This is a genomic window from Humibacter soli (assembly GCF_054779035.1).
The window spans coordinates 2,454,355-2,473,306 of record NZ_BAAGYX010000001.1 but is presented as its reverse complement, the minus strand read 5'-3'; the positions used below and the strand labels follow the sequence as shown (position 1 = coordinate 2,473,306).

Sequence of the window (18,952 nt, the reverse complement as noted above, 5' to 3'; positions counted from 1 at the left end):
AGCCGAGGTGTCGCTTCGCTATCCGACAGCCTTGGACCAGCCGGCGGTCAGCGCCGCCGCGGCCTTGGTGGCCTGGTCGTCGGTCAGCTGGACGAGGCCGGCCGGCGGGGTGCCGACGTCCTTCTGAGCGGTCTTGTCGACCGTGCCGTTCTTGGCCATGGCGTCGAGAGTGGCCGGGTAGGCGCCGGCCTGGTAGTAGAGGTTCTGCGCGGTGGGCGAGTAGATGAACTCCTCCCAGAGGCGCGCGGCGGCCGGGTCGGCAGCGTTCGGGCTGACGGCCTGGTTGTAGTACGAGCCGAGCGAGCTGCCGTGAAGGATCACGGTCTTCCAGTTCGGGTTGCCCGACGAACCGGCCGCGGGGCCCCACGCCACGTTGTTGTACGACCACTGGATGACGACCGGGGTCTCACCCGAGTTCACCGTCGCTTGCGTCGGAAGCGTCGTCAGGTAGTTGCCCGCCGACTTGAGCTTGCCGAACCAGTCGATCCCGGGCTGCACGTTGTCGGCCGAGCCGCCCGACTGGAGCGCCGCGAGGTAGACGGCCGAGGCGGCCTCGTTCGCCTGCGTCGGGTCGCCCTTGATCGCGACCTTGCCCTTGTAGTCCGATCCAAGCAGGTCCGAGAGCGACGTCGGGGCGGTCTTGATCTTCGACGAGTCGTAGCCGATCGACATGAGACCGGTGTAGTCGTAGACCCACTTGCCGTCGGGGGCCTTGAAGTCCGCGGGGATGTCCGACCAGTTCTGGACCTTGTACGGGGTGACCAGGCCGAGGTTCTGGTTGAGGACAGCCGTGCCGACGTCGAGCGTGTCGGGCGCGGTGCTCTGGCCCACGGTGGACTTGACCGCGTTGAACTCGTCAGCCGACGAGCCGTTCGGGTTCTCGTCGTTGATCTTGATCTGCGGGTACTTCTTCTCGAACGCGGCGATGATCTTGCCGTAGTTCGCCCACGAGGGCGGGTCAGCAATCAGGTTGAGGTGGCCCTCTTTCTCGGCCGCCGCGGCGAGGCAGTCGAGGCCGCCGAAGGCGTCAGCCGAGGTGGCCTTGGACGCCTGAGCTGTGGTCAGGGTCTTGCAGTCCTTCGCGGAAAGACTGGATGCGCTGCTGTTGCTTGAGCATGCGGTCAGCGCAACGGCTACCGCAGCCACCAGCACGAGGCCAGAGGCCGCGCGGCGGAGCTTGCTGTTCATTGTTCTCCTTGGTTGCAGGGGGATGTGGAGGTGTAAGTCGAGAACCGGGTCAGTCGAGAACGGATGCCACGAGCCCAAGTGCCGTCGTCATGCCGATGCCGCTGGTGACGGACACGGCGGTGACGCTGGGCGCAGGGGTTGCGACCAGGTAGGTCCCCTTCGGGCCCACGGCGACGTCGTAGTGGGCAGCGGTATCGCCGAGCACGGAAGTCACGACTGCCACTGTGGACGATCCGGACAGCCCGATTCCACGAAAACCGGCACTTGTCATGAGAAGTTCAATCGCTAGACCGTGAGGGTAACGATGCGTGAACAACCCTCGTCTCGGGCTTGCGGCACAAGTTCGGGCCACTTGTATTAACACCGTGCGAGTGCCTCTACACGCCGTCGTCGCCGACGCACTCCGCGAGCGCATCCGCTCCGGGGACCTGGCGATCGGTGCCCCGCTTCCGTCCGAGTCCGACCTCAGCGCGCTGTTCGGCGCGAGCCGCGGACCCGTGCGCCAGGCGCTCGCTCAATTGCGCAACGAGGGACTGATCGAGACGAGCCAAGGCCGGGTTCCGACCGTGCTCGGGCGACCGCTGGCGCACTCGATCGACGACTTCTTCTCGTTCAGCGCATGGGTGCAGGCGACCGATCGGACGCCGGGGCAGCACACCATCGAGCTCGCGTGGCGGGTGCCTCCCACCGACGTCGCCGCGAAACTGGAGATCGCGGCGTCCGATCGCGCCGTCGTCGTCGTTCGACTCCGCTCGATCGACGGCATCCCGGTCATGCTCGAGCGCAGCTGGTACATCTCCGAGGTCGGCCGCGAGCTCTTCACCTTCGACCCGGACGAAGGCTCGATCTTCGGCACACTCATCGAGCGCGGGGTGGCGCTCGACGTCGGAACCCACACGATCGACGCGGTAGCGGCCGACGAGCTCGACGCCGTGCAACTCGACGTGCCTCTCGGTTCGCCACTGCTACGGGTCGAACGCGTCACGTCGACCAACGCCGGTCTGGTGCTCGAATACGCCGAGGACCGCTATCGGACGGACCGGGCCAAGCTCGCCATGCGCAACTCGCGCAGCACCTCGGCCGTGTCGCGACCAAGCATCGCCCGCCTCGCGCCCGCGCTGGCACCCCCGGACAGAAGCGCCACATGAGCGTCCGTCTCGCGTCCTTCGACATGGCCGGAACCACCCTCGCCGAGCAGCGCATCGTCTACGACGTGCTGCGCTCGACGGTCGAGAAGGTCACCGGCCGCACCAACGACGATGCGCTGCTCGCGAAGTGATTCGGCCATCTCTCGTGAACAGCCGGTCTGCAGCGCTACGGCGACGCCGCGTCGCAGTCAGTTGTAGTCAAACGCCTCACGGAGGTGCCATCCGTCGAGACGAAAAAACCCCCGAATCCCAGTGGGATCGGGGGTTTTGCTTGGTGGCTCCGACCGGCATCGATCCGGTGACCTTTCGATTTTCAGTCGAACGCTCTACCAACTGAGCTACAGAGCCGAGACATCCATACGGATGCCCACTGGAGAAGAAGCCCTCCATATAGAAGGGCTTCTCCAGCGCGACCCTGACGGGACTTGAACCCGCGACCTCCGCCGTGACAGGGCGGCACGCTAACCAACTGCGCTACAGGGCCTTGATGTGTATTCGATTTTCCAGTGTAGTCGTGACCCCAACGGGATTCGAACCCGTGCTACCGCCGTGAAAGGGCGGCGTCCTAGGCCACTAAACGATGGGGCCGTCTGCGCCCGTGACGCCTGACTACCGAGGGTCAAGCCTAAAGGAACCCTCGGCAATTGCCAAACCGAGACCGGCGGGCTCCGGCATCCGGCGCATCCGAATCCCGCGACGGGCCCGGAATGGCGCGGAAACCTGCCGAACCGAGCGTTACGGTGGCTCGAGTTCCGAGCATGTCGACCGGCGGCCGGCGGCCAGCCGAGGAAGCGAACGATGACGCGAGACCCCCGCAAGCGACGGCGCGCGCGCCTTGGAGTCGTGCTCACAGGCATCCTGATCGCTGCCCTTTGCGGCGGCATCGCTCAGCCTGCCTATGCCGACGAGTACCCGAGCTGGCAGGACGTGCAGAACGCCAAGGCGAACCAGGCAGCGGCGCAGGCCGAGGTGACCAAGATCCAGGGGCTCATCTCCAACCTCCAGACCAGGGTGGAGCAGACGCAGGCCGCTTCGGTGCAGGCCGGCGAGGAATTCAACCAGGCGCAGCAGAAGTTCGACCTCGCTGATGTGAAGGCGCAGACGTTGCAGTCGCAGGCATCCGATCTGACCAAGAAAGCGACCGACGCCACGACGCAAGCCGGACGTCTCGCCGCCGAACTGTACCGGTCCGGTGGCGAGAATCTCACGGCCAACCTCTTTCTGAGCGGCTCGAAGAACCCGAAGGATGCCGACAAGCTGCTCGATCACCTCGGTTCGGCCTCGAAGCTGGTCGAGAACACCAGCGGCATCTACGCGCAGGCGGAACAGGCGCGCAACACGGCGAAGGCCATGAGCGATCAGGCGAACGCCGCGCGCACCGAGCGCGAGAAACTGCGGATCGACGCCGAGGCCGCGCTGAAGCGTGCGGTCGCGGCGGCTACTGCCGCGAGGGAGGCGCTCACCACTCAGCGGGCGAAGTCCGTCGTGCTCAAGGCCCAGGTGGCCGCTCTGCAGGACAAGACGAAGACCACGGTCGCCGGCTATGAGAAGGGCGTCGCCGCCCGTGCCGCCGCCGCTGCAGCCGCGCAGAGCGGCGCCGGTCTACCTGGAGGGTTCGTCGGTCCCCAAGGCTGGGCTGTGCCAGCGTACGGGCCGATCACCGACGGGTTCGGACCACGTGTCGCGCCGTGCGACGGGTGCTCTACGTTCCATGAGGGCGCCGACATCGGAGCATCCTGCTACTCCACCATCTACGCCGCATTCTCCGGTGTCGTGAGCTATGCGGGGCCCAACGCTGGATACGGCAACTTCATCCTGCTCGACAACGGGGGTGGTGTTTCGACGGCGTACGGACATATCGTGAACGGAGGCACCCTGGTCGGCATCGGCCAGAGCGTAGGGGCGGGGGAGCCGATCGCGAAGGTCGGCTCGACCGGCAACTCGACCGGGTGTCATCTGCACTTCGAGGTGCGGATCAGCGGGAGCGCGATCGATCCGATCCCGTTCATGGCGCAGCGGGGGGCACCACTTGGCTGAGAACACGAAGCGCGCTTCAGAGCGCGAGCATTCGGGCGCGCGGTCGCGATCCGCTGCAGGCAAGACCGGACCCATCCGTCCCATTGCCGTCGGTGCTGCTGCGGTCGGCGTCATCACGGCCTCGATCGGAATCGTCGCGCCGCCGGCGCACGCCGACGAGTATCCGAGCTGGAACGACGTGCAGCACGCGAAGCAGAACGTCCAGGCTCAGCAGGCGCTTGTCGACAAGATCACCGGCCTGGTCGCCGAGCTTCAGTCCAATGTGGATGCCGCAAACAAGGCAGCCGACATCGCCGCGGAGTCCTACCTCGAGACCAAGATCAAGTTGGATGCCGCCACGACGACCGCTCACGATCTCGCCTCGAAGTCGAAGGCTGCTGAGAAGACGGCGAAGACCTCGGCGATGCGGGCGGGCCTTCTGGCGTCTCACCTGGCGAAGGCCGGCGGGGACTCGTCGATCAACCTGCTGCTCTCGGGCGGCAAGGTCGACGAGTCGAACCAGCTGCTCTACCAACTCGGCACGATGAGCCAGCTCACCGAGCAGTCGACGACCATCTACCGGCAGGCCGTGAGCGACAAGAACGCCGCGGACTCGCTCGCAACACAAGCCGCATCGGCCGAGAAGACCAGGGAGTCGTTGGCGGCGGATGCCAGCACGGCGCTCGACAAGGCGAAGGCTGCGGCGAACGACGCGCAGTCCGCCCTCTCGCAGCAGCAGTCGAAGGAGACGGAGCTCGTGTCGCAGCTCGCGACGCTGAAGAACACGTCGGAGCAGGAAGCGTCGCAGTACCTCGTCGGGAAGCAGAAGGCCGAGGAAGCTGCGAAGGCGGCCGAGGCTCAGAAGGAGGCGGCTGCGGCGCAGCAGGCAGCGGCTCAACCGCCGGCGTCGGGTGGCGGCTCAGCGAGTAACGGGGGCGGTCAACCGGCCGGCGGCTCTTCCGGGGGCGCACCTCAAGGTTCCGGCTCCTCGGGAGGCGGGCCGGCTCCGTCCGGCGGCGGGTCGGCGGGGGCGCCCAACAGCAGCGCCGTCGAGACCGCGATCGCGTACGCATATGCGCACATCGGCGCCCCGTACGACATCGGCGGCCAGGGGCCGGTCTACTACGACTGCTCAGGGCTCGTGATGATGGCCTACAGTGCTGCAGGCATCTACGTGGGCGACCACAGTGTGACGTCGCAGTTCTACACGGCGCAGGGACGAGGACAGCTCGTCCCGCTCAGCCAGCGCCAGCGCGGCGACATCATCTTCTGGTACGACGGCGGCTTCTACCACGACGCCATCTACCTCGGCGGCGACCAGATCATCGCGGCTCGCGACTACGGTGAGCCACTCGCGGTGCAGTCCCTCTGGGGATCCCCGTACCCCTACGTGGCCCGTCCCTCGGCCTGACCCCGGTCGCGCCGTGCGCCGGCGTCGTGCCAGCTGCGACAGCCCCGGCCGGGGACGGCTACCGCAAGGACGACGACGGTACCGCCAGGCGCGCCCTCGACCACGTCGGTGCAGTGATAGGCCTGGGGGTTCGGCGGCGTCTGCGCCGAACCGATCGCAACCACGTGTCCGGCCGACTGCAGCGCGCCGGGCGGGACCGGCGCGCAAGACAGCTCAGTGCTTTTCTGCGGCGAGCCTTGCGATGGCTTCCTGCACGAGCTTGTCGGCGTCGGCGGCGTTGCCCCAGGCATCCACCTTCACCCACTTGCCGGGCTCCAGGTCCTTGTAGTGCTCGAAGAAGTGCTGGATCTCCTTGCGCGTGTACTCGGGGATGTCCTCGACATCCTGAATCCACGTCCACCGCGGGTCCTTGTACTGCACGGCGATGATCTTGTCGTCGCCGCCCGCCTCGTCGCTCATGTGCAGAACGCCGACCGGGCGCACCTTGACGCCCACGCCGGGGAACAGTGGGTAGTCGAGCAGCACGAGCACGTCGAGCGGGTCGCCGTCCTCGCCGAGGGTGTTCTCGAAGAAGCCGTAGTCGGTGGGGTAGCTGAAGTTCGTGTACAGCACGCGGTCGAGGAAGACGCGACCCGTCTCGTGGTCGACCTCATATTTGTTGCGGCTGCCGCGCGGGATCTCGATGATTGCGTCGTAGTCGGCCATGCGAGTGCTCCATTCGTCGATGCGGCCACGCCGCCCCACCAATCTACCCATCCCCGCCCGCCCAACGTGGGCGCCCCCGTGGTCCCGACGCGGTCGCCCCGGCGCCGCCCAACGTGGGCGCCCCGGCCTCGACGCGTCGCCCCGTGCGACCCGAAGTCGTCGCCACTTGTCGTGGCATCCATCGGGGGAAACCCGCACAAAGTGGCGACGCGATGGGATAACCCCATCCGGGCGTCGCACCGACGCTGGTCCTCCATCCCAAGTGGTCGCCACTTGTCGTGGCATCCCGCGCGGCGAACCCGCACGAAGTGGCGACGACTCGGGGGTGGTGGGTCCAATGGGCCCACGCGCGCGGATGACCCACGTATGGATGACCCAACCCACGCATGGATGACCACGCGCATGGATGACCCACGCATGACCTAGCGTTGGGGGATGACCGAAGCCGAGCGCCGACCACGGCTCACCCCGCCGATCGCGGACGTCCGGCGCGCGGTGCGCGGTGCGTTCGCCTCTGCAGGGCTCGACCAGGGCGCCTTCGTGCTCGTCGGCCTCAGCGGCGGGGCGGATTCACTCGCGCTGGCAGCAGCGGCGGGCTTCGAGGGGCCTCGGGCGGGCATCCGCGTCGGGGCGATCATCGTCGACCACGGGCTGCAGGATGCCTCAGCCGAGATCGCCGACCGCGCACGCGAACAAGCGGTGGCCCTCGCACTCGATCCGGTGGTCGTCACGAGCGTCGAGGTGCCCCCGGCGGCCGAGGGCGGCGGCCCCGAGAACGCCGCACGGGATGCCCGCCGCGCAGCCTTCGCCGAAACACTCACCACGACAGGTGCGACCCATGTGCTGCTCGGGCACACCCTCGACGACCAGGCGGAGACCGTGCTGCTCGGCCTGGCACGCGGTTCTGGTGCCGCGAGCCTGCAGGGCATGGCCCCGGTCACCGACACGGTGTTGCGGCCGTTGTTGGGCATCCGCCGCGAGACGACCAGGCAAGCATGCCTCGACGCTGGCCTCACGCCGTGGGATGACCCGCACAACACCGACCCCTCTTATACGCGCGTGCGCGTCAGGACCCAGGTCCTTCCCGCGCTGGAGCGAGAGCTCGGACCGGGCGTCGCCGAGGCGCTGGCGCGCACGGCGGAGCAGCTGCGCGAAGACGCGGAAGCCTTCGACGAGATGATCGAGGAGGTCATCGAAGACATCTGCGCGCCGGCCGAGGCGGGAATCGCGGTTTCGGTGGGCGCGCTCGAAGCCAATCCGCCGGCGTTGCGCAACCGGATCATCCGGTACGTCGTCTTCAGCGAGTTCGGCATCGCGTTGGAGCGTGTGCACGTGCTCGCCGTCGCCCGTCTGGTCACCGACTGGCACGGCCAGAAGCCGCTCGACCTTCAAGGCGGAGTGAGTGCGGCGCGATCCGGTGGGTACGTCGTGTTCTCCACGACCGGGTCGACCTCGGTGCTGCCCCACGAGCACTGACCGGCACCGTGACCTCCGCTGGTTGAGGAGCGTGGCGAAGCAACCTGTTCGGAGACCGCACCTGGCGGCGGGGGTTTCGAGAGGCGCGCCTTCGGCGAGCTCCTCAACCAGCGGTTGGGGAGGGCAGGGGCGGGCACGGCAATATCCGACCGCCGAGACGGCGGTCGGCGCTGGGCCCCACGAGCCGGTTCCGGGCGGCGCTGTTCCGCCGTCCGGCCGAGCAAGAGGGAGCGTCGCGGCGAAGGCCAGAAATGGCCTTCGCTTAAAGCTCCAGCGCGCATGCGAGGATTGGCTTCATGCTTCCCGAAGACATCGAAGGCGACCTCACCCAGGTGCTCGTAACCGAGGAGCAGATCAAGGAGCGGCTCGATCAGCTCGCCACCGAGATCGATGCCGAGTACGCAGGCAAGGACGTGCTGCTCGTCGGCGTTCTCAAAGGCGCCGTCATGGTGATGGCCGACCTGGCGAGGGCGCTGACCATCCCGATCAACATGGACTGGATGGCCGTCAGCTCGTACGGCGCCAGCACGAAGTCGAGCGGTGTGGTGCGCATCCTGAAGGACCTCGACTCCGAGCTCGCCGACCGCCACGTGCTCATCGTCGAGGACATCATCGACTCCGGCGTCACCCTGTCGTGGCTGCGCGAGAACCTGCTCTCGCGTGGACCGGCATCCGTCGAGATCTGCGCGCTGCTGCGCAAGCCGGATGCCGCCAAAGTCGAGGTGGATGTCAAGTACGTGGGGTTCGAGATCCCCAACGACTTCGTGGTCGGTTACGGCCTCGACTTCGCCGAGCGGTATCGCAATCTGCGTTCCGTCGGAGTGCTCGCTCCGCACGTGTACGAGTAGGGTCTCTGCGTCCACAGGGTTTTGCTGAGGAAGCATTAGCACGCCGTCGGCGAACACGCAGATTGCCTCCAGCACCGTAGCGGTACCCTGACAGCACCATGAACCTGAAAAAGATCTTCCGTGGCCCCATTCTGTGGATCGTGCTTGCGGTCGTCATCGTGTGGATCGGCTCGAGCCTGATCACGATGTCGGGCTACAAGGGGATCACCACCGAACAGGGCCTGCAGCTGCTGAAGGACGGCAAGGTCTCGACGGCCACCATCGTCGACACCGACCAGCGAGTCGACATGACCTTGACCAAGCCTGACGGCAACAACGGCACCGAGGTGCAGTTCTACTACGTCAGCCCGCGCGGCAAGGATGTCGTCAACGCGGTCACCGACGCGAACCTCGCCAAGGGGTACAACGACCAGGTTCCCCAGCCGAGCTGGTGGCTGTCGGCGTTGAGCATCCTGCTCCCCGTCATCCTGATCGGCGCCTTCTTCTGGCTCATGCTCTCCGGCATGCAGGGCGGCGGCAACAAGGTCATGCAGTTCGGCAAGTCGCGGGCGAAGCTCGTCTCGAAGGAGAGCCCGAAGGTCACCTTCGACGACGTCGCCGGCAGCGACGAGGCCATCGAAGAGCTTCAGGAGATCAAGGACTTCCTCAAGGAGCCGGCCAAGTTCCAGGCCGTGGGTGCACGCATCCCCAAGGGTGTTCTGCTGTACGGCCCTCCCGGTACCGGTAAGACGCTGCTCGCTCGCGCCGTTGCGGGTGAGGCGGGCGTGCCCTTCTACTCCATCTCGGGTTCGGACTTCGTCGAGATGTTCGTCGGTGTCGGCGCGAGCCGCGTTCGCGATCTGTTCGACCAGGCGAAGCAGAACGCGCCGGCCATCATCTTCGTCGACGAGATCGACGCAGTGGGTCGTCACCGTGGCGCAGGCCTCGGCGGCGGACACGACGAGCGCGAGCAGACGCTGAACCAGCTGCTCGTCGAGATGGACGGCTTCGACGTCAAGACGAACGTCATCCTCATCGCGGCGACGAACCGCCCCGACATCCTCGACCCGGCGCTTCTGCGCCCCGGTCGCTTCGACCGTCAGATCGGCGTGGATGCGCCCGACCTGCTGGGCCGCAAGAAGATCCTCGAGGTGCACGGCCGTGGCAAGCCGCTTGCCGCCGGTGTCGACCTCGAGGTCGTCGCCCGCAAGACGCCGGGCTTCACCGGTGCCGATCTGGCCAACGTGCTCAACGAGGCCGCGCTGCTCACCGCGCGCTCGAACGCGCAGCTGATCGACAACCGCGCTCTTGATGAGGCCATCGACCGTGTGATCGCCGGCCCGCAGCGCCGCACCCGTGTGATGAAGGACCAGGAGAAGCTCATCACCGCGTACCACGAGGGCGGTCACGCGCTCGCTGCTGCGGCGATGCGGCACACCGACCCGGTGACGAAGATCACGATTCTGCCGCGCGGTCGCGCCCTCGGCTACACCATGGTGCTTCCCCTCGAGGACAAGTACTCCGTCACCCGCAACGAGCTGCTCGACCAGCTCGCCTACGCGATGGGCGGGCGCGTCGCCGAAGAGGTCGTGTTCAAGGACCCGACGACCGGCGCGTCGAACGACATCGAGAAGGCCACGGGCATCGCCCGCAAGATGGTCACCGAGTACGGCATGAGCTCCGACATCGGGTCGGTCAAGCTCGGCCAGTCCTCCGGCGAGATGTTCCTCGGTCGCGACATGGGTCACCAGCGCGACTACTCGGAGCGCATCGCGGAGCGCGTCGACTCCGAGGTGCGGGCGCTCATTGAGAAGGCGCACGACGAGGCGTGGCAGGTCATCAACGACAACCGCGAGATCCTCGATTCGCTGGCGCGTGAGCTGCTCGAGAAGGAGACGCTCGACCACCACCAGATCGCCGAGATCTTCAAGAACGTGAAGAAGCTGCCGGAGCGTCCGGAGTGGGTGTCCGCCGACAACCGCGTCTCGCCGGGCATCCCGCCGATCGCGTTCCCGGAGCCCGCGACGGCGCCGATCGATCCGGGCATCGTGGATGGCGACATCGATTCCTCGCCCAAGCCGAAGCGTTCGCGTCAGATCAAGCCCCGCCCGGCTACGGCGTAGGCCAAGGGCGTAGGCACAGACGCAGATGGCCGTCGACCGCGCGCGTATCGAAGCGGCCGTCGCCGAACTTCTCGCCGCGATCGGCGAGGACGTGACGCGGCCGGGTCTCGAGCAGACTCCGGCCCGCGTCGCGGCGTCGTACGACGAGTTCTTCGGAGGCCTGGCGCTCGACCCGGTCGAGCCGCTTCGCGACAACGTGCCGCTCGGCGAGAGCGATCCCGAGACGGTGTTGCTGCGCGACATCCACTTCCGCTCGATGTGCGAGCATCACCTGCTGCCGTTCGAAGGTGTCGCGCATCTCGCCTACCTGCCCGGCGACCGCGTCGTGGGGCTGGGCAGGCTGCCGAAGGTCGTGGAGATCCTCGCCGCGCGGCCACAGGTGCAGGAGCGGCTCACGGAGGAGATCGCCGACACGATCGTGCAAGGCCTGGACCCGCGTGGTGTGCTCGTCGTGCTCGATGCGAGGCACGCCTGCGTGACCAGTCGCGGCGCTCGCCAGTCGGATGCCACAACGGTGACGATCGCAAGCCGCGGGCAGCTCAGTGACCCGGTCGTGCGTGCCGAGCTCATCACCCTGATCGGCCGAGGCGTGAAGTGACGCGCATCATGGGCGTCCTCAACGTGACGCCCGATTCGTTCAGCGACGGCGGACGATGGGCGTCGACGGATGCCGCGATCGACCACGGTGCGGAGCTCGCGCTGCAGGGGGCCGACATCGTGGACGTCGGCGGGGAGTCGACCCGTCCGGGCGCCGAGCGGGTGCCCGTTCCCGCTGAGCTGGGGCGGGTGCTGCCCGTGGTGCGAGAGCTGGCCGCGCGGGGCATCCGCGTCAGCATCGACACCATGAACAGCGAGACGGCCAGAGCCGCCGTCGACGCGGGGGCGACCCTCGTCAATGATGTCTCGGGCGGGCTGGCCGACCCTGCGATGGCGCCGTTCGTGGCCGAGAGCGGTGTGGACTACATCGTGATGCACTGGCGCGGGCACAGCGATCGCATGAACGACCTCGCCACCTACACGGATGCCGCACGCGAGGTCCGTGAGGAGCTGCTGCGACGCGTGGACGACCTTCGCCAGAAGGGTGTCGCGGTCGAGCACCTCATCATCGACCCAGGGCTCGGCTTCGCGAAGAACGCCGATCACAACTGGGACGTTCTGCATCACCTGCGGGAGTTCGAGGCGGCGGGACTGCCAGTGCTGGTTGCGGCATCCCGCAAGCGGTTTCTCGGCGAGCTGATGCCCCAGGGGGCATCCGTTCAGGATCGCGACCTGCCAACGGCTGTGATCACGGCGCTCGCCGCGCGCGAGGGCGTGTGGGGCGTGCGGGTGCACGACGTGATTTCGACCCGCATCGCTCTCGACGTCGTTCGCGCCTGGGACTCCGGTTCGGCCGCCGCGGCGCGTTCGGCCGCCGAGCGATCGAGCGAGGCCGATCGGAGCCGGAAGTCCCTCGGGGAACCCAGACGCGAGAAGATGGACGGATGACCGGCGACCGCATCACCCTGACCGGCCTGCGCGTGCGCGCGAACCACGGGGTCTTCGACTTCGAGCGCGAGAACGGCCAGGACTTCGTCATCGACGTGACCGCGTGGCTCGACCTCGGCCCTGCCGCCAGAGGCGACGAGCTGGCGGCGACCGTGCACTACGGGGAGTTGGCCGAAGCGGTGACGCAGGCGGTGGCATCCGACCCGGTCGACCTCATCGAGACCGTTGCGGAGCGGGTCGCGCGGGTCGTGCTGTCCTTCCCGGCCGAGCGAACGGAGGTGACCGTGCACAAGCCGGATGCCCCGATCCCGGTACCGTTCGGAGACGTCGCCGTCACCGTCGTGCGCGACCGCGCCTGGTACGAGAGCGGCCTCGCCTCGTGATGGCGAAGCCTCAGCGGATGCGCCCCCTCGAGCCCGCTGTCGTGGCGTTCGGCAGCAACCTCGGCGATCGTGCGGTGACGATCCGAGCCGCACTGGACGATCTCGCGGTGACGCCCGGCGTGCGCCTTGACGCCGTCTCACCCTTCATCGAGACCGCCGCCGTGCGGCTCGACGGCGTCGACGAGGATGCCCCACGCTACGTGAACGGAGTCGCCCTGGTCTCCACAGCACTCGACCCGCACGCGTTGCTCACCGAGCTGCATCGCATCGAGGATGCCCACGGTCGAGTGCGCACGGAACGCTGGGGGGACCGCACCCTCGACCTCGATCTCATCGCGATGGGAGACCGCCAGGTGGACGACGACGTGCTGCAGCTGCCGCATCCCCGTGCATCCGAGCGGGAGTTCGTGCTCGAGCCGTGGCTCGCCGTCGACCCGGACGCCGAGCTGCCGGGGCTGGGACGGGTGGACGCGCTGCTCGCGCAGCTGAGGGCATCCTCTCCGGGTGAAGACGGGCAGACCCGCGAGAGCGGGCGGTCCGAGGCCGGGCAGGCCAGGGACGGCCAGCCTCGCGACGGCGGTGCCTCGTGAGGCGCACAGGGCCCGGCGCGCTCGTCCTGCTCGGCGTCGTCGGCATCGCGATCGGGTATCTGCTCGAGGTCGCCCTGGTGGCCGCGGCGGCGGCGACGCTGATCCCGCCCATCGCGCTGTCGATCACGCTGGTCGCCATCGCGCTGATCGTCGTGCTGCTGGCGATTCCGATCAGGCGGGCCGTGCGCAGCAAGGTGAAGGTGCACATCGATCCGTTCAGGGCGATGCGCATCGCTGTGCTCGCCAAGGCGTGCAGCCTTGCAGGTGCGCTGCTCACCGGCACGGGCATCGGCGTGGTCGTCTACGTGCTGACCCGCCCCGCGATGTCGTCCGGCGCGGTGTGGCTCAGCGTGATCGCGGCCGTGAGCGCGGTCATCCTGCTGGTCGGCGGCCTCGTCGCGGAGTCCTTCTGCACGCTGCCCCCATCGGATGACGACAAGGAGCACGCCGACCACGCTCCAGCGCGCTAGGCGGTGGCACCCGTCCCGCTCCTCAACCACCGGGAGAGGGCGATTGCCGGTGGCGTGCACCACACTGGTCTTATGGGCGTTGACCTGGGGGAGTTGCGGCGGCTGAGGCGTGCGCGGGACAGGATGGACCGCGAGTTCGCCGAGCCGATCGACGTTGCGGCCCTCGCGAGCACGGCGCTGATGTCGCAGGCCCACTTCAGCCGCCGGTTCAAGGAGACCTACTCCGAGACGCCCTATTCCTACCTGATGACGCGGCGCATCGAGCGGGCGAAGGCGATGCTTCGGTCGACCGACCTGAGCGTGACGGATGTCTGCTTCGCCGTCGGCTGCACCAGCCTGGGTTCGTTCTCCAGCAAGTTCACCGAGCTCGTCGGCGAGACCCCGACGGACTACCGGGCTCGCAATCACGATGAGCTGCGGCTCTTCTCGCCGTGCCAGGTCATGGTGTTGACCAGGCCCCGCATCACGCGCAACGGGGAGGGCACCCAAGTGAGCAGTTTCGGAGAAGCGCCGGCGGCATCCCGCGCATAGCTTTGAAGCATGTCAACTTCACTCAGCGGCGTGCACATCGTGGTCGACGACCCGGATGCCGCCCTTGCCTTCTACCGTGACACCCTCGGCCTGACCGTGCGCAACGAGGTCGCCAACGGCGGTTTCCGCTGGATCACTCTCGTCACCGACAGCCAGCCCGAGGTGGAGATCGTCCTCGAGCAGCCGCATGCCGGGCGTTCGCCGGAGAACGGGGATGCCGTCGCCGCCCTCCTCGCCAAGGGGGAGCTCCAGATGGTGCAGTTCCGTTCGGATGACCTCGACGCGACCTTCGAGAAGGTTGCAGCGTCGTTCGGCGCCGAGGTCGTGCAGGAGCCGACCGACCAGTTCTGGGGTGTGCGCGACTTCGCGGTGCGCGACCCAGCGGGCAACATGGTGCGCATCGCCCAGGCGTAGCCCTTCGGGTGAACGCGTGACCGCGCCGGTTCGCCGGAGCAACTCGTAACAGCGCCACTTGCGCTCAACCGCGCCAGCACGACTGGCGCAATAGAGCGCAAGTGGCGCTGTTACGTTCGCGGTGTGCGCGGAGGCGCGCTCAGTACGATGGTGTGCACCGAATCAGAGGCGGGGAGCACAGTGTCGCAACGACTTGACGTGGCCGCGCAGTGGCGTCGGGTGTCGCCGAAATACGTGGTGGTCGTGGTGGTGAGCTCCCTCATCGGAGGCGCGATCGGCGCGGCGATCGCCCTGTTCGCCTGGCTCGGGCTCGGCTGGTCGTGGGCATGGATCGCGCTCGTGATCATCGTCGCCATCGCGGTCGTGCAGCTGATCATTGCGCCGCGTCGCGCCAAAGCGATCGGATACCAGCTGCGCGACGACGATCTGCTCATCCGCCGCGGCATCATGTTCCAGCGCTTCGTCGCCGTGCCGTACGGGCGCATGCAGCTGCTCGACATCGAGCGAGGGCCGATCGACCGCATGCTCGGTCTGGCCGAGCTGAGGTTCGTGACCGCGGCGGCGTCGAGCAGGGTCTCGATCCCTGGGCTCGTCGACACGGACGCGGCCTGGTTGCGCGACCGTCTCGTCGAGCTTGCGGAGTCGCGCAGGACGGGGCTCTGAGCTCGTCGTGACCGAGTCGTTCACCGCCGCCACGGGACTCGCCGACGGCGAGTGGCACCGCATGCACAAGGCGACCCCGCTGTTGCGCGGGGGGATCGCCATCATCGCGATCGTCGGCATCATCATCGCGAACCTGCGCGAGCGCATCATCAACTTCGTGCTCGGAACGCCCGACTACCCTTCGGGCGATCCGATCGACGCGATCGTCAACCACAACCTCGAGCTGCCCGCGATCGGCATCGCCGTCGTCGTGATCGCGGCATGCGTCGGCGTGTTCGCCCTGTCGTGGCGGGTGCAGACGTTCCGGGTGACTCATCAGGCTGTCGAGCTGCGCAGCGGCATCCTTCGCAGGCAGGAGCGCAAGGCCAGACTCGATCGCATTCAGGGCATCAATGTGCACCGGCCGGTCTTCGCTCGGCTCTTCGGCGCAGCGAAGCTCGAGATCGTGGTCGCGGGCCACGACGCCAACCTCGACCTCGCTTACCTCCCGTCGGGCGTCACCGAGACGTTGCGGCGCGAGATCCTTCGCTTGGCGTCAGGTGCGCTGGAGGAGGAAGCTCACGAGGCGCGTGATGCGCAGGGGGCGGCAGTGGCAGGCTCGGCCACCGCGGGGGCGGTCGCCACGCCCGACCGCACTGCGGCTCGTGACCTCATCTCGGATCGCGTCGACGAGTTCATCCTGCGTCCTGCCGATCTCGATCCGGATGCCGCACCTCCGGCATCCGTCGTGCGCATGCATCCAGGCCGACTCGCCGGATCCCTGCTTCTGAGCGGGCCGAGCATCGCGCTGATCCTCATCGTGCTCGCGATGATCGGCGGAACGCTTACGGGGCGCCCATGGCTGATCATCCTCATCTTCCCGATCGTGCTGAGCCTGGGCGGGCTGTACATCCGTCGGTTCACCAAAGCTCTGCGCTACAACATCGCGGGCAGCGACCAGGGCGTACGCATCGGCTTCGGGTTGCTGACGACGAGCAGCGAGACAGTGCCGCCGCGGCGCATCCATGCGGTCGAGCTGGTGCAGCCGCTTCTGTGGCGACCGTTCGGGTGGTGGCAGGTGCGGATGAACACCGCGGGCCATACCCGAGGCAAGAACTCGGCCGGCGAGGCCCGCACCACGACCCTTCCCGTCGGCAGCCGTCGCGACGTGCAGCGCGTGCTCCCGCTGCTGCTGCCCGGCATGGATGACAGGGTGCGGGATGCCATCGCGCACGCCGGGATGACGGCGCGTGCCGACCAATCCGCGTTCTCACGAGCGCCACGTCGGGCCGCGTGGCTGCGCCCGTTCTCGTGGCACAAGACCGGTTATACGATCGCGGACGGTGTGATCGTCGTGCGGCACGGCGCCGTGTGGCGACGAGTGGTTTTCGTGCCGCTGGCACGCATGCAGAGCGTCGAGGTGGAGCAGGGGCCGGTGCGGCGCATCCTCGACCTGGCATCCGCGGACGTGCACGTGATCGACGGGCCTGTGCACGCCAGACTGCCCGTCGTCGACGTGCGCGCAGCCGAGGAGCTCTTCGCGCTCGCCGGGGCGGGGGCCATCGCATTCGCCGATGGCGCGCGCTGGAGCTTGGAGCAGAGGCCATTTCTGGCCTCTGCCGCGACGCCAGCGCCGTCCGCCGTCTCGGCGGACGGGTCAGACGATGAAGCCGAGTACCCCGTGCCCGACCAGATGACGCACGACACCGACCCCATCACAGGAGAGGATGCCTGATGGTCGCCAGATCGGGACGCCTCGGCGTCGGCATCATCGGCGCCGGCCGCGTCGGACCCGTGCTCGGGGCTGCCCTCGCCGGAGCGGGTCACGCCGTCGTCGGCATCGCGACCTCGAGCGAACAGAACAAGGAGCGTGCGGAGGCGCTGCTGCCCGGCGTCCCCGTGCTGTCGGTGCCCGACGTGATCGAGCGCGCCGAGCTGGTGCTGCTCGCTGTCCCCGGCTCGGAGCTGCCGTCGCTGGTCAGCGGGCTGGCGCTCGCCGGCGCCTGGCAGCCGGGGCAGCTCGTTGTGCACACCGCGCCCGAGTACGGCGTCGACGTGCTCACGCCGGCGCTGCAGCGGGGCGGCATTCCGTTGGCCATCCATCCGGCGATGGTGTTCAGCGGCACCAGCCTCGACCTGGCGCGGCTCGCCGAGAGCTACTTCGCCGTGACAGCTCCGGCACCCGTTCAGCCGATCGGGCAGGCGCTCGTCGTCGAGATGGGCGGCGAGCCGGTGATCGTGGATGAACGCGACCGCGCCGCCTACGCCGAGGCGGTCTCCACCGCCACGACGTTCTCGCGGTCGATCGTTGAGCAGGCATCCGGGATCCTCGCCGCCGTCGGCATCGAGAACCCGGGTGCGTATCTGTCGTCGCTCGTGCGCTCATCCGTCGACGAGGCGCTGCGCCGTGCGGGTGCGCCGACCGAGCTCGACGCCCTCGACATGCCCGAGCTGCTCAGCGAAGGCCTGCACGGCACGACAGGGCTGGGCGGGCCGGCTGGCGACATCCACGGCCTCGAATCCGACGGACCCGACGGCTCTGACCTCAACGACCGCGACGGCGCCAACCCTGACGGCAACGACCGCGACGACCCCGACCAGGAGGACACATGACCCCGCCCCGCGTGGTGCACACGATCGCGAGCCTGCGCGAGATGGTTCGGGATGCCCGTGCCGATGGCGCCCGCATCGCGCTCGTGCCGACGATGGGCGCGCTTCACGCAGGGCACCTGTCGCTCGTACGCCGTGCGCGCGAGCTCGCCGACGTGGTGGTCGTCTCGGTCTTCGTGAACCCGCTGCAGTTCGGGCCGAGCGAGGACTTCGAGCGCTACCCCCGCACGTTCGACGCCGACCTCGCCGCGCTGAGCACGCTCGCCGACACCGTGTTCGCGCCCGCGGTGAGCGAGATGTATCCGAGCGGTCCGACGCAGACACGGGTCACCGGCGGAGAGGTGGCCGGGTTGTTCGAGGGGGAGTCGAGGCCCGGACACTTCGACGGCATGCTCACCGTGGTCGCGAAACTGCTGAACATCGCGCAGCCCGACGTCGCGCTTTTCGGGCAGAAGGATGCCCAGCAGGTGTTCCTCGTGCGGCAGCTGGTCACTGACCTGAACCTCTCGGTGTCGATCGAGGCCGTTCCCACCGTGCGCGAGGAAGACGGCCTCGCCCTTTCCAGCCGCAACCACTATCTCGACGCCGACGGACGACAGGCCGCTGTCGTGCTCTCGGCAGCGCTACAGGACGTCGCTGCGGCCGGACACCTCGGCGCGGCGACTGCACTCGACGCCGGGCTGGCGCGCATTGCCGCCTCGGCGACCGTTAGGCTTGACTACCTGGCCATCGTCGACCCGCAGACCTTCCGTTCCGTCGAAGACTCCTTTCGCGGACCCGCCATCGCGCTGATCGCGGCACGAGTGGGCGAGACGCGACTCATCGACAACGCGAACGTCATCATCGGGTAGGCGATCCCACCGTGGGTGAGGAGCACGCCGAAGGCGCGACTACCGTGGGTTGAGGAGCACGCCGAAGGCGCGCGACACTCGT

Annotated in this window: 20 protein-coding genes, 3 tRNA genes and 1 pseudogene; 18 read left to right on the top strand and 6 right to left on the bottom strand. The window is 68.0% G+C overall.

Annotated features, from left to right (window positions below; translation table 11 throughout):
• Nucleotides 1–18 precede the first annotated feature (18 nt).
• Together ACYVDN_RS11440 and ACYVDN_RS11435 are read right to left on the bottom strand one after the other, a co-directional pair.
• Entirely contained in the window at nt 19–1,188 is a 1,170-nt protein-coding gene (locus ACYVDN_RS11440; protein WP_460571503.1) for an ABC transporter substrate-binding protein, read from the bottom strand.
• A 49-nt stretch (nt 1,189–1,237) separates the two neighbouring features.
• Nucleotides 1,238–1,402: a hypothetical protein gene (locus ACYVDN_RS11435; protein WP_460571501.1), complete on the bottom strand. Its 165-nt coding sequence runs from the start codon at nt 1,400–1,402 to the stop codon at nt 1,238–1,240.
• Between the two features lie 157 nt (nt 1,403–1,559).
• On the opposite strand from ACYVDN_RS11435, the gene ACYVDN_RS11430 reads away from it, so the two are divergent.
• Nucleotides 1,560–2,336 carry a GntR family transcriptional regulator gene (locus ACYVDN_RS11430; protein ID WP_460571499.1) on the top strand — a complete coding sequence of 259 codons (777 nt, stop codon included), beginning with the start codon at nt 1,560–1,562 and terminating at the stop codon, nt 2,334–2,336.
• Complete coding sequence (locus ACYVDN_RS11425) at nt 2,333–2,467, top strand: hypothetical protein (protein WP_460571497.1); 135 nt, start codon at nt 2,333–2,335, stop codon at nt 2,465–2,467. Before ACYVDN_RS11430 ends, ACYVDN_RS11425 begins: the two co-directional genes overlap by 4 nt.
• A gap of 141 nt (nt 2,468–2,608) precedes the next feature.
• Here ACYVDN_RS11425 and ACYVDN_RS11420 read toward each other — a convergent pair.
• From ACYVDN_RS11420 to ACYVDN_RS11410, 3 genes are all read right to left on the bottom strand, one after another.
• Nucleotides 2,609–2,684: transfer RNA gene (locus tag ACYVDN_RS11420), tRNA-Phe, on the bottom strand.
• Between the two features lie 62 nt (nt 2,685–2,746).
• Nucleotides 2,747–2,820, bottom strand: a tRNA-Asp gene (locus tag ACYVDN_RS11415).
• 31 nt (nt 2,821–2,851) lie between these two features.
• Nucleotides 2,852–2,924, bottom strand: a tRNA-Glu gene (locus tag ACYVDN_RS11410).
• 210 nt (nt 2,925–3,134) lie between these two features.
• Here ACYVDN_RS11410 and ACYVDN_RS11405 point away from each other — a divergent pair.
• Together ACYVDN_RS11405 and ACYVDN_RS11400 are read left to right on the top strand one after the other, a co-directional pair.
• Nucleotides 3,135–4,373 carry a peptidoglycan DD-metalloendopeptidase family protein gene (locus ACYVDN_RS11405; RefSeq protein ID WP_460571495.1) on the top strand — a complete coding sequence of 413 codons (1,239 nt, stop codon included), beginning with the start codon at nt 3,135–3,137 and terminating at the stop codon, nt 4,371–4,373.
• On the top strand, nt 4,366–5,763 hold the full coding sequence (locus tag ACYVDN_RS11400) for a C40 family peptidase (RefSeq protein ID WP_460571493.1): 1,398 nt from the start codon (nt 4,366–4,368) through the stop codon (nt 5,761–5,763). The genes ACYVDN_RS11405 and ACYVDN_RS11400 overlap by 8 nt, the downstream gene beginning before the upstream one ends.
• A gap of 213 nt (nt 5,764–5,976) precedes the next feature.
• Here the strand turns inward: ACYVDN_RS11400 and ppa are convergent, their stop codons facing one another.
• Nucleotides 5,977–6,468 carry an inorganic diphosphatase gene (gene ppa, locus ACYVDN_RS11395; RefSeq protein ID WP_460571491.1) on the bottom strand — a complete coding sequence of 164 codons (492 nt, stop codon included), beginning with the start codon at nt 6,466–6,468 and terminating at the stop codon, nt 5,977–5,979.
• Nucleotides 6,469–6,903: 435 nt separating this feature from the next.
• Between ppa and tilS the strand changes: the two genes are divergently transcribed.
• The 14 genes and pseudogenes from tilS to panC all read left to right on the top strand — a co-directional run bounded on the left by tilS (nt 6,904) and on the right by panC (nt 18,870).
• Nucleotides 6,904–7,944, top strand: a complete 1,041-nt coding sequence (tilS, locus tag ACYVDN_RS11390; protein ID WP_460571489.1) for a tRNA lysidine(34) synthetase — start codon at nt 6,904–6,906, stop codon at nt 7,942–7,944.
• A gap of 296 nt (nt 7,945–8,240) precedes the next feature.
• Complete coding sequence (hpt, locus tag ACYVDN_RS11385; RefSeq protein ID WP_460571487.1) at nt 8,241–8,792, top strand: phosphoribosyltransferase; 552 nt, start codon at nt 8,241–8,243, stop codon at nt 8,790–8,792.
• Between the two features lie 98 nt (nt 8,793–8,890).
• Nucleotides 8,891–10,894: an ATP-dependent metallopeptidase FtsH/Yme1/Tma family protein gene (gene ftsH / locus ACYVDN_RS11380; protein WP_460571485.1), complete on the top strand. Its 2,004-nt coding sequence runs from the start codon at nt 8,891–8,893 to the stop codon at nt 10,892–10,894.
• A gap of 25 nt (nt 10,895–10,919) precedes the next feature.
• Nucleotides 10,920–11,492 (top strand): GTP cyclohydrolase I, encoded by a 573-nt coding sequence (folE, locus tag ACYVDN_RS11375; RefSeq protein ID WP_460571483.1) that lies wholly within the window; start codon nt 10,920–10,922, stop codon nt 11,490–11,492.
• Nucleotides 11,489–12,379, top strand: coding sequence for a dihydropteroate synthase (gene folP / locus ACYVDN_RS11370; RefSeq protein WP_460571481.1), 891 nt, complete (start codon nt 11,489–11,491; stop codon nt 12,377–12,379). Before folE ends, folP begins: the two co-directional genes overlap by 4 nt.
• Nucleotides 12,376–12,762 (top strand): dihydroneopterin aldolase, encoded by a 387-nt coding sequence (folB, locus tag ACYVDN_RS11365; protein WP_460571479.1) that lies wholly within the window; start codon nt 12,376–12,378, stop codon nt 12,760–12,762. Before folP ends, folB begins: the two co-directional genes overlap by 4 nt.
• A 17-nt stretch (nt 12,763–12,779) precedes the next feature.
• The gene (folK, locus tag ACYVDN_RS11360) at nt 12,780–13,352 is read left to right on the top strand and encodes a 2-amino-4-hydroxy-6-hydroxymethyldihydropteridine diphosphokinase (RefSeq protein ID WP_460571477.1); all 573 of its coding nucleotides are present in this window, start codon (nt 12,780–12,782) and stop codon (nt 13,350–13,352) included.
• The gene (locus tag ACYVDN_RS11355) at nt 13,349–13,822 is read left to right on the top strand and encodes a DUF3180 domain-containing protein (RefSeq protein WP_460571475.1); all 474 of its coding nucleotides are present in this window, start codon (nt 13,349–13,351) and stop codon (nt 13,820–13,822) included. Before folK ends, ACYVDN_RS11355 begins: the two co-directional genes overlap by 4 nt.
• Before the next feature lie 72 nt (nt 13,823–13,894).
• Nucleotides 13,895–14,353, top strand: coding sequence for a helix-turn-helix transcriptional regulator (locus tag ACYVDN_RS11350; protein WP_460571473.1), 459 nt, complete (start codon nt 13,895–13,897; stop codon nt 14,351–14,353).
• A gap of 9 nt (nt 14,354–14,362) precedes the next feature.
• Nucleotides 14,363–14,767 (top strand): VOC family protein, encoded by a 405-nt coding sequence (locus tag ACYVDN_RS11345; protein ID WP_460571471.1) that lies wholly within the window; start codon nt 14,363–14,365, stop codon nt 14,765–14,767.
• 180 nt (nt 14,768–14,947) lie between these two features.
• Complete coding sequence (locus ACYVDN_RS11340) at nt 14,948–15,430, top strand: PH domain-containing protein (RefSeq protein WP_460571469.1); 483 nt, start codon at nt 14,948–14,950, stop codon at nt 15,428–15,430.
• Between the two features lie 7 nt (nt 15,431–15,437).
• Nucleotides 15,438–17,144, top strand: a complete 1,707-nt coding sequence (locus ACYVDN_RS11335) for a PH domain-containing protein (RefSeq protein WP_460571467.1) — start codon at nt 15,438–15,440, stop codon at nt 17,142–17,144.
• A pseudogene (locus ACYVDN_RS11330) lies at nt 17,144–17,851 on the top strand (Rossmann-like and DUF2520 domain-containing protein); the annotation flags it as partial. The gene ACYVDN_RS11335 and the pseudogene ACYVDN_RS11330, both read left to right, overlap by 1 nt.
• 167 nt (nt 17,852–18,018) lie before the next feature.
• On the top strand, nt 18,019–18,870 hold the full coding sequence (panC, locus tag ACYVDN_RS11325) for a 4-phosphopantoate--beta-alanine ligase (RefSeq protein ID WP_460571465.1): 852 nt from the start codon (nt 18,019–18,021) through the stop codon (nt 18,868–18,870).
• Nucleotides 18,871–18,952: the final 82 nt, after the last annotated feature.